A 9,204-nucleotide genomic window follows, 5' to 3' on the forward strand; every position below is an offset into this window, starting at 1 on the left:
ATCGGCGCGCGCATCGCCCTCGGCGGCCAGGGTGTCGGCGGTGGCGATCAGCGTGAACTCGCGCTTGTCCGCCGTGGTCTTGCGCTCCTTGCCTTCGCCGCTGATCACCTCCCACTCCTCGCTGCAGTGGCGCTGCAGCCAAGGCCCGGCCAGCGCCTGCGCGCCGGCATGCGAGTGCTCGACGCTGCGCACCGCTTCCTGCTGCCGGCCGCGGCGCTCGTCGACGAGGAAGCCGATGCGCATCAGCACCAGGCTGATCAGCGCCAGGATCAGGCCGAGCGACAGGAACTTCGACAGCAGCGGATAACGCATGAACCCCTCCTTGGTGTTGGACGGGGTGATGCTGCAATCCGATGGTGAGGCTGGCGTGGGCTCGGTGAAGCGGGCGTGAAGTGGTGAGCGGGCGGCGGCCGACATCTATCGCGGCAGCACCAGCGTGACGCGCAGGCCCGGGTTCGCCGGCGCGAACAGCAGCTGACCGTGGTGCAGCAGCGCCACCTGGCGCACGATGGCCAGGCCCAGGCCACTGCCCTTGCGGCCGTCGGCCGGGCGGGGCGTCGAGAAGAAGCGCTGGCCCAGTTGCGGCAGCGCGAAGTCCGGCACGCCGGGGCCGCGGTCGCGCAGGCTGATGTGCAGCGTGCCGCGTTCGGCCTTCACCGCGAGTTCGAGCGCCGAGCCGGCCGGCGCGAAGTCCAGCGCATTGGCCAGCAGGTTCGACAGCGCCAGCCGCAGCCGTTCGGCGTCGCCCGGCACCAGCGCCGCATCGCGCGTGCCCCACTGCACGGCCAGGTCACGCTGGCGCAGCGGCGCCGTCCACGCGCGCAGCAGCTCGTCGAACACCGCCAGCGGCGAGATCGCCGGCAGCGGTTCGGGCGGGCGCAGGCTCTCCAGCTTCGACAGCTCCAGCAGCTGCTCGACCAGCTGGCGCAGGCGCTGCACCTGCTCGCCAATCTGCCGCGCGAAGGCTTCGCGGTCGGCGGCGGGCAATTCGTCGTGCAGCAGTTCGGCGGCGCCACCGATGGCGGTGAGCGGGCTCTTCAGCTCATGCGTCAGCGCACGCATCGATTGTTCGACATGGCTGCGGTCTTCCAGCCGCTCGCGCATCGCCGCCATGGCCCGCGCCAGTTCACCCAGCTCGCCGGGCAGCGCCGGCACCGGCTGCGGTTCATCGCCGGCGCGCGCCTGCTGCGCGTAGCGGCGCAGGCGGCGCACCGAGCCCACGGTCCACAGCGTGACGCCGACGCCCACTGCCAGCGACAGGCCCAGCAGCCAGGCCCCGGCGACGAGGATCTTGCGCTCGGCGCGGTCGATGAACTGCTGCAGCGTCTGCACCGGCTTGGCCACCGTCAGCACGCCGATCGTGCGGCCTTGCTGCAGCACCGGTGCGGCAACGTAGAGCACGGTGCTGCGCTCGTCGTCGGCGACGTCGCGGGTGGAGCGCGCGCCGTAGTCGCCGCGCAGCGTGCGCGCGACGTCGCGCCAGCGCGAGTAGTCGGTGCCGACGGTGTCGCCGGGCCCGTCCTCGAAGACCACGCGGCCGGCCGCATCGGTGAGGTAGAGCCGGAAGTCCAGGCTGCGCTTGTGCAGGCCCCAGATCTGCGCGTCGATCGGCCGCGCGCGGTAGCGCCGCACGGCATCGGCAAACCCGCCCTGCTGCATCGTGCCGCCGGCGGGCAGCGCGGCCAGTTCGGCGGTGGCCTGCTCGGCCAGCAGGTGTGCGGCGTCGACCAGCACGTCTTCGGTGACTTCGCGCACAGCAGGCTTGACCTCCGCCAGGAAGACGCGCAGCACGAAGAAGCTGGCCAACCCGGCAATGAGGAAGAAGCCGAACAGCAGGCGCAGGCCGAGGTGCATGGGGTCGGCCGGCGGTGGGCCTCAGCGGACTTGCGACGCCGAGGGCGGCAGCACGAGTTCATAGCCCATGCCCCGGTGCGTGACGATGGGCTCCAGCCCGGGCTGCAGCTCGCGCAGCTTCGCGCGCAGCGTTTTCACATGCGTGTCCACCGTGCGGTCGATGGCGTCGCTGTGCGGGCCCCAGACGGCCGCGAACAAGGCCTCGCGGCTGAGGATGCGGCCGGGCGCGGCCAGCAGCGCCCGCAGCAGGCCGTATTCCAGCCGCGTCAAGGCCAGCGCCTGGCCGGCGTAGTGCACACGCTGGCCGGCTTCGTCCAGCGTGAACAGGCCAGGCGCCGGCGGCATCGGCCGCGGCGCGGCCCGGCGCAGCAGCGCACGCACCCGCGCCACCAACTCGCGCGGGCTGAAGGGCTTGGCGAGGTAGTCATCGGCGCCGAGCTCGAGGCCCAGCACGCGGTCCATCTCTTCATTGCGCGCCGTCAGCAGCAGGATCGGCAGCTGCGCCAGCGCCGGGGTGCTTGATGCCCGCAGGCTGCGGCACAGCTCCAGCCCACTGCCATCGGGCAGGCCGACATCGAAGATCGCCAGTGCCGGCGGGGCCTCGGCGAGCCGCTGCTGCGCATGCCCCATCAGCAGCACATGCTCGACGACAAACGCCTCGCGCTCCAGCGCAAACGCCACCGTGCGCGCGATCGCCGGATCGTCCTCGAGCAGCAGGATGCGTGAGTTCACGGTGAACAAGCAGTCAAGCAGGGGCAGCGGATCCGGCTCTGCCGGTCCGCCTGCGCCGCCCCCTTGAGGGGGCAGCGCCGAAGGCGCTCCGGGGGTGGGTCATCTACCGAGGATCGGAAACAGCTTGACCAGCCCGTCGGCCAGCAACTCCACCGCCATCGCCGCGAGGATCAGGCCCATCAGCCGCGTCATCACGTTGATGCCGGTGCTGCCCAGCACCTTGGCGATGCGCCCGGCCGCCATGAAGGCCAGGTAGGTGGCCACGCCGATCACCACGCCGTAGCCGACCAGCACCGCATGTTCGAGCACGGTACGCGTCTTCTCGGCGTAGATCACCATCGTCGAGATCGTGGCCGGGCCGGTCAGCAGCGGGATCGTCAAAGGCACCACCGCCACGCTGTCGCCGGCATCGGCCTTGGCCTGGCCTTCATCGACGTCGTCCTTGCGGCTTTCGGCCGGCATCGCGTTGAGCATGTGGATCGCCGAGATCATCAGCAGCACACCGCCGCCGACCTGGAACGACGCGATCGAGATGCCGAAGAACTCGATCAGCTTCAGCCCGGCCAGGCTGCTGATGGCGATGACGCAGAAGGCCGAGAACGCGCTGACGCGCAGCGTGCGGCGTCGCTGCTCGGGCGTCTGGCCCTGGGTCAGCGCCAGGAAGAAGGGCACGGCGCCGATCGGGTTGACGATGGCCAGCAGCGCGATCAGCGGTTTCAGGAGGTCCATGCGGAGTGGGTCGGGAGGTGTCAGCCGGGCGGTGCGTCGTCCGGCGGTTGCACCGCCAGGAAAACCGCGCACAGCCCGCGAAGGTACACCACGCCGGGTAGCACCAGGCCCAGCGCAAACACCACACCGCCGCCGGTGATGGCCGCCGTGGCATAGGGCCCGGGCGCCGCGGCGGCGGTGCCCGCGGCCGCGCGCAGGCCCTGGCCGAACAGCGCGGCCATCAGGCCCGGCGCGCCGAGGTCGAAATTCGCCAGCAGCGCCGCCATCGTCACCAGCATGCGGCCACCGGCCAGCACGACGAAGCTCACCAGCCCGGCGACCGCCGCACTGAGCAGGCTCACCGCGGCCGACAGCATCAGCACCTGCGGCAGGCGGCCGCCGATCTCACGCCGCAGCAGGCGCAGCACGTCGATCACCGACAGCCCGCACCACACCGCGGGTGCCGCCAGCGGTCCGACCAGACCCACCATCACCAGCGCCGACAGGCCCAGCGCCGGCACCGCCAGCGGCACCGTGAGCCCCAGCAGCCAGGGCCCGATGCGCGGAAACTGCGCCGCCCACAGCAGTCCGGCAACCGCGGCCACGATGGCTGCAAACAGCAGCAGCACGCACAGCACCACCAGCAGCAGGCGGTGGCAGCGGGCCAGCGCATCGGCGACGGCCTGGCGCGGATCGCGCGCGGGCCGGCCGCGCGCGTCATCCATCAGCATCAGGCCGGCGGCATTGCTGCCGTAGAAGGTGACGACGAAGGCGGCAACGGCGGCCAGCGCCGCCCACAGCGGCGACTCATGCATCAGCGCACGTCGCACTTCGCCGAGCAGCAGGCCCGAAACGGCAAAAGCGACCAGCAACAACCACTGGGCACGCCCGTTGCGCACCGCATCGATGCTGCCGAGCACCAAGTTGAGCGCCTGCAAAGGTGAGAGGGCGATGGGTTGTACCCGCATGACAACACTCATGATACTTGCGGGTTAGCCCTTCCCCAGCATGTATGGCAGGGGCATGAAGTTTGTGCCCATAATGGCCGCGGGGCGGTATGGGTCCCCGGCCCGTGGCTGCCATGTGTGTGTGGTGAGGGCGCCTTTAGCTTGAGTGGTTCACGCTGGGTAGAAGCTCCACATGGGTTTTATTTTCTAGTCAGAAGGAGCTTCCCCTCATGGGAAACAAGCTTTATGTGGGCAACCTTGCCTACTCTGTGCGCGACGAGTCCCTGCAAACGGCGTTCTCGCAATTCGGCGCTGTCACTTCCGCCAAGGTCATGATGGACCGTGAAACCGGCCGCTCAAAAGGCTTCGGTTTTGTCGAGATGTCATCCTCTGCGGAAGCCCAGGCTGCCATGAACGCGATGAATGGCCAGCCTCTCGAAGGCCGTGCCATCGTCGTCAACGAAGCCCGCCCGCGTGAAGAGCGCCCGGGTGGCGGCGGCGGTGGTGGTTACGGCGGTGGTGGTGGTGGCGGCTACGGTGGTGGTGGCGGCGGCGGTGGCCGCAGCCCCTACGGCGGTGGCGGCGGTGGTGGCCGCAGCGGTGGTGGTGGCGGCTACGGCGGTGGCGGCGGCACCGGCGGCGGCGGGGGTGGATACGGCGGCGGTGGCGGTGGTGGCCGCAGCCCCTATGGCACCGGTCGTGGTCCGCGTGGCGGCGGCAGTGGTGGTGGCGGCTACGGTGGTGGTGGCAGCCAAGGCTACTGATCCCATCGGCAGTTCCACGCTGCAAACAAAAGGCGCCTCACGGCGCCTTTTTTCATTCTCCCTGACGACGCTTGCGCGGCCGGCCGGCCAGCAGCCGGTCGTAGAGTGCATTCGGCAGCAGCCGCATCAGCTTGGCGACGAAGCCCATCTGCCACGGGATCACGCGGTAGCTGTCGCCGGCGGTGATGGCGCGGAAGGCGCGGTCGGCGAATTTCTCGGCCGGCATCAGGAAGGGCATCGCATAGCGATTGCCGCGGGTCAGCGGGGTGTCGATGTAGCCCGGCACGATGGTCACCACCTTCACCTGGTGCGGCCGGCATTCACCGCGCAGGGCCTCGCAGTAGCTGATCACCGCTGCCTTGCTGGCGCAGTAGGCGCCATGGCCAGGCAGGCCGCGGATGCCGGCCACGCTGGCCACGCCGACCAGCCGACCCGACTGGCGCTGGCACATCGCCGCGACAAAGGGCTGGAAGGTGGCCGCCATGCCGAGGTTGTTGGTCTCGAAGGTGCTGCGCATGACCTCCAGGTCGGCCGCATCGGCGGTGTCCATGCCAACGCTGATGCCGGCGTTGGCGATCACCGCATCCGGCAGCCCCTGGCGTGCGATGCACTCACGGCCGGCGGCCATCGCGGCGGCGATGTCGCGTACATCGCCGCCTAGCACCAGCACGCGCTCAGGCGTCAGGCCTTGTGCCTGCACCCATTGCTGCAGCTCGGCGGTGCGGCGGGCCACCAGCGCCAGCCGCCAGCCGGCCTGGTAGAAGCGCAGGGCCAGCGCCTGCCCGATGCCGCTGGAGGCACCGGTGATGTACACGAGCGGCGCAGCGGTCATGGGGTTTCCTTCGCGCGGGGTGTCGCGCGGTCCGGCGGGCTGGCGGACCTGCTGCTGGCGATGTCGCTCGCAGAGGCACGGCTGCCCGGCGGCCGGAAGATCGATCGCACCGGGCCGCGCAGCACCAGCTGCTGCGCCAGGTGGTCATAGTCCATACCGGCGGCGCGCGTGTCGTCGCCGCCGCGTCGCACGCGCACCGGCAGGTGCGAGCGCAGGCGCTCGAAGCGCAGGAAGGCATGCAGGAACTCGCCATCGATCTGCAGCGCTTCCTCGCCGGCCACTTGGCTGGTGACCTGCGCACCGCCGAACAGCTGCACCTCGCTAGCATCGCCATTGGCCAAGGCACGCTGTGCCACTGCATCGGTGATGCGGCCATCGGGCGCGACGGCGTGGATGCGCGCCGAATCGATCTCGATGCGGTCGGTGTCCGGGTAGTGGCGCAGCACCGCGCCTTCGATGCGCAGCGCCAGCTGGCCGGCGGTGTCGAAGCGCGTGATGTTGAAGTTGTGCATCGTGTAGTCCGGTTCGTGGCGCACCGGCACCTCGGTGCTCGGGCCTGGCGGCTGTGGCGTGTTCTTGATCAGCCACCAGGTCGAGCTGGCCAGCAGCGCCATCAGCAGCAGCGGCAGGTAGGACGACAGCCAATTGCGCACGCGCATGCCCACCGGCATCGGTGCGCGGCGCTGCTCCGGCGCCGCCAGCGGCCGCAGGCTGACCGGCACCTCGGGCAGGTCCGGCAGATGCAGCTCGGGCGGGGGCGTGATGGCCGTCATTCGCGCGCCGCTATCGCCCGTCCAGCGTCGTCAAATGCCCTTGCAGCAGGTTGGCATAGCGGCCGGCGGCCGTCAGCAGCAGATCGCAGAACTCGCGGGCCGCGCCTTCGCCGCCGCGCGCCGTGGTGACATGGTGGGCCACCGCCTTGGCCTCGGCATGGGCATTGGCCGGCGCGCAGGCAAAGCCGGCGCGCACCAGCAGCGGCAGGTCGGGCCAGTCGTCGCCGATCACCGCCAGTTCGCCCCAGTCGATGCCCAGTTCGAGGCAGATCTGGTCGGCCACCATCAGCTTGTCGGCCACGCCGAAGTAGGCACGGGTGAGGCCGAGGTCGGCAACGCGCCGGCGCACCGCGGCGGAATCACGGCCAGTCACGATCACCGGCGTGATGCCACCTTGCGCCAGCAGCTTCAGGCCATGGCCATCGAGGGCATGGAAGGCCTTGAACACCTCGCCGCGCTCGCCGATGAAGAGGCGGCCGTCGGTCAGCACGCCGTCGACATCGAAGATCGCGGCCTTCATGCCCAGGCCGCTGCCTTGGGCCTTCAACAGCAATTCGGGCGGAAAACTCAACGCAGGCATCAGACGACCTTGGCGCGCATCAGGTCGCCGATGGTCAACACGCCAACCAATTTGGCCGCGCCATCGACCACCAGCACCGAGGTGATGCGGTGCGCTTCCATCAACTCCGCGGCCGCCGCCGCGAGGGCATCGTCACGGATGGTCTTGGGGCCGCGATGCATCACCGCGCCGGCATTCAACGCGCGCAGGTCGGCGCCTTTTTCGACCTGGCGGCGCAAGTCGCCATCGGTGAAGATGCCCAGCACGTTCATCGCGCCGTCCACCACCACCGCGGCACCCAGGCCCTTGGCCGACATCTCGCGCATCATCGGGATGAAGGCGGTGTCTTCGCGCACCAGCGGCAGCGCGTCGCCGTGGCGCATCAGGTCGGCCACGTGCACCAGCAGCTTGCGGCCCAGCGCGCCACCGGGGTGCGAGCGCGCGAAGTCTTCTTCGCGAAAACCGCGTGCATCGAGCAGCGCCACCGCCAGGGCGTCGCCCAGCGCCATCTGCGCGGTGGTGCTGGCGGTGGGCGCCAGGTTCAGCGGGCAGGCCTCCTGGTCGACCGCGCTGGAGATCACGAGGTCGGCATGGCGCGCCAGCATCGAGGCCGGCTTGCCGGTCATCGCCACGACGGTGACGCCCAGCCGGCGCAAGGTCGGCAGGATCGCGGCGAGTTCATCGGATTCGCCACTGTTGGAGATCGCCAGCACCACGTCGCCCGAGGTCACCATGCCCAGGTCGCCATGGCTGGCCTCGGCCGGGTGAACGAAGAACGCCGGCGTGCCGGTGGAGGCCAGCGTGGCGGCGATCTTGCGCCCAACATGCCCGCTCTTGCCCATGCCCATCACCACCACGCGGCCGCGACAGGCCAGCATGGCCTGCACCGCACCGGTGAAGCCTTCGCCCTGGCGGGCCGTCAACGCACGCAGCGCGTCGGCTTCAATCTCGAAGGTCTGTGCCGCCAGCGCCAACGCACGCTGAGGATCGAAAGGCATCGGGCTGGTCATGGGGGGTGGGACGGCTTCGCGCCAGACCTCGTCGCTTAGGATCGGTGATTCTAGGAGGCGCGGGAATTGCGCGGCGGCCTCCCCGTCACCGGGACTGCATGGCCTCCAACCTCGAACTTGCCCTTCTCTACCTGGTCGCCGCCGTGCTCGGCGTGGTGGTGTGCCGCCTGTCGAAACTGCCGCCGATGCTGGGCTATCTGGCGGTGGGCGTGCTGATCGGCCCGAACGCGCTGGCGCTGGCCAGCGACACCGTCGGCGTGAAGTACCTGGCCGAGTTCGGCGTGGTGTTCCTGATGTTCGTGATCGGGCTGGAATTCAACTTGCCCAAGCTGCGCGCCATGCGCGCCCACGTGTTCGGCCTGGGCCTGTTCCAGGTGATGCTGACCATCGTGCTGGCCACCGGCGGCTCGCTGTTCATGGCGGCCCTGGCGCCGGGCCTGTGGCGCATGAGCTGGCAAACCGCGCTGGCGCTGTCGGGCGCGCTGGCCATGAGCAGCACCGCGATTGTGGTCAAGCTGATGGCCGAACGGCTCGAGCTCGAATCCGAACACGGCAAGCGCGTCATGGGCGTGCTGCTGTTCCAGGATCTGGCCGTGGTGCCGCTGCTGGTGATGATCCCGGCCCTGGGCAGCAAGCCCGAGGTGATGCTGACCGCGCTGGGCGTCGCCACGCTCAAGGCGGCGGCGCTCATTGCCGTGCTGCTGGTGGGCGGCCAGGGCGTGATGCGCTGGTGGCTGACGATCGTGGCGCGGCGCAAGAGCGAAGAGCTGTTCGTGCTCAACCTTCTGCTGGTCACGCTGGGCCTGGCCTGGCTGACCGAGCTGGCCGGGCTGTCGCTGGCCCTGGGCGCCTTCATCGCCGGCATGCTGATCTCCGAGACCGAATACAAGCACCAGGTGGAGACCGACATCCGGCCCTTCCACGACGTGCTGCTGGGGCTGTTCTTCATCACCATCGGCATGAAGCTGGACTGGCGGCCGGTGATCGACCAATGGTTGCTGGTGCTGCTGCTGACCAGCTTCCCG

The 9,204-nt window shown here is 69.9% G+C and carries 11 protein-coding genes; 2 read left to right on the plus strand and 9 right to left on the minus strand.

The features are described 5' to 3' along the window. From VLK61_RS23450 to VLK61_RS23470, 5 genes are all read right to left on the minus strand, one after another. On the minus strand, window positions 1–312 hold a 312-nt coding region (locus tag VLK61_RS23450), incomplete at its 3' end, for an inner membrane CreD family protein (protein ID WP_325424501.1). 105 nt (window positions 313–417) lie between these two features. Further along, complete coding sequence (creC, locus tag VLK61_RS23455) at window positions 418–1,854, minus strand: two-component system sensor histidine kinase CreC (protein WP_325424503.1); 1,437 nt, start codon at window positions 1,852–1,854, stop codon at window positions 418–420. Between the two features lie 21 nt (window positions 1,855–1,875). Continuing rightward, window positions 1,876–2,586, minus strand: a complete 711-nt coding sequence (gene creB, locus VLK61_RS23460; protein ID WP_325424505.1) for a two-component system response regulator CreB — start codon at window positions 2,584–2,586, stop codon at window positions 1,876–1,878. Window positions 2,587–2,685: 99 nt separating this feature from the next. After that, complete coding sequence (locus VLK61_RS23465; protein WP_325424507.1) at window positions 2,686–3,315, minus strand: MarC family protein; 630 nt, start codon at window positions 3,313–3,315, stop codon at window positions 2,686–2,688. Between the two features lie 20 nt (window positions 3,316–3,335). Further along, window positions 3,336–4,262, minus strand: a complete 927-nt coding sequence (locus VLK61_RS23470) for a hypothetical protein (protein WP_325424509.1) — start codon at window positions 4,260–4,262, stop codon at window positions 3,336–3,338. Between the two features lie 209 nt (window positions 4,263–4,471). Here VLK61_RS23470 and VLK61_RS23475 point away from each other — a divergent pair, with 209 nt between their 5' ends. Beyond that, a complete protein-coding gene (locus tag VLK61_RS23475) occupies window positions 4,472–5,005 on the plus strand; it encodes an RNA recognition motif domain-containing protein (RefSeq protein ID WP_325424511.1) in 534 nt (177 codons plus the stop codon). 52 nt (window positions 5,006–5,057) lie between these two features. On the opposite strand, the gene VLK61_RS23480 is transcribed toward VLK61_RS23475, so the two are convergent. Genes VLK61_RS23480 through VLK61_RS23495 form a run of 4 tightly spaced genes read right to left on the minus strand, consistent with a single transcriptional unit; the run spans window position 5,058 to window position 8,179 of the window. Then, on the minus strand, window positions 5,058–5,837 hold the full coding sequence (locus VLK61_RS23480) for an SDR family oxidoreductase (RefSeq protein ID WP_325424513.1): 780 nt from the start codon (window positions 5,835–5,837) through the stop codon (window positions 5,058–5,060). After that, a complete protein-coding gene (lptC, locus tag VLK61_RS23485) occupies window positions 5,834–6,610 on the minus strand; it encodes an LPS export ABC transporter periplasmic protein LptC (RefSeq protein WP_325424515.1) in 777 nt (258 codons plus the stop codon). The genes VLK61_RS23480 and lptC overlap by 4 nt, the downstream gene beginning before the upstream one ends. A 10-nt stretch (window positions 6,611–6,620) precedes the next feature. After that, the gene (locus tag VLK61_RS23490) at window positions 6,621–7,190 is read right to left on the minus strand and encodes a KdsC family phosphatase (RefSeq protein WP_325424517.1); all 570 of its coding nucleotides are present in this window, start codon (window positions 7,188–7,190) and stop codon (window positions 6,621–6,623) included. Next, window positions 7,190–8,179, minus strand: coding sequence for a KpsF/GutQ family sugar-phosphate isomerase (locus VLK61_RS23495; RefSeq protein ID WP_325424519.1), 990 nt, complete (start codon window positions 8,177–8,179; stop codon window positions 7,190–7,192). The genes VLK61_RS23490 and VLK61_RS23495 overlap by 1 nt, the downstream gene beginning before the upstream one ends. A 98-nt stretch (window positions 8,180–8,277) precedes the next feature. Between VLK61_RS23495 and VLK61_RS23500 the strand changes: the two genes are divergently transcribed. Beyond that, the coding region (locus VLK61_RS23500; RefSeq protein WP_325424521.1) for a cation:proton antiporter at window positions 8,278–9,204 on the plus strand (927 nt) is incomplete at its 3' end.

The sequence above is a fragment of the Aquabacterium sp. genome (assembly GCF_035476535.1).
GTDB lineage: Bacteria > Pseudomonadota > Gammaproteobacteria > Burkholderiales > Burkholderiaceae_C > Pseudaquabacterium.

Coding starts and splice junctions, on each gene's coding strand:
- creC (WP_325424503.1), bottom strand. CDS start 1,854: ATGCACCTCGGCCTGCGCCTGCTGTTCGGCTTCTTCCTCATTGCCGGG.
- VLK61_RS23465 (WP_325424507.1), bottom strand. CDS start 3,315: ATGGACCTCCTGAAACCGCTGATCGCGCTGCTGGCCATCGTCAACCCG.
- VLK61_RS23470 (WP_325424509.1), bottom strand. CDS start 4,262: ATGCGGGTACAACCCATCGCCCTCTCACCTTTGCAGGCGCTCAACTTG.
- VLK61_RS23475 (WP_325424511.1), top strand. CDS start 4,472: ATGGGAAACAAGCTTTATGTGGGCAACCTTGCCTACTCTGTGCGCGAC.
- VLK61_RS23480 (WP_325424513.1), bottom strand. CDS start 5,837: ATGACCGCTGCGCCGCTCGTGTACATCACCGGTGCCTCCAGCGGCATC.
- lptC (WP_325424515.1), bottom strand. CDS start 6,610: ATGACGGCCATCACGCCCCCGCCCGAGCTGCATCTGCCGGACCTGCCC.
- VLK61_RS23490 (WP_325424517.1), bottom strand. CDS start 7,190: ATGCCTGCGTTGAGTTTTCCGCCCGAATTGCTGTTGAAGGCCCAAGGC.
- VLK61_RS23495 (WP_325424519.1), bottom strand. CDS start 8,179: ATGACCAGCCCGATGCCTTTCGATCCTCAGCGTGCGTTGGCGCTGGCG.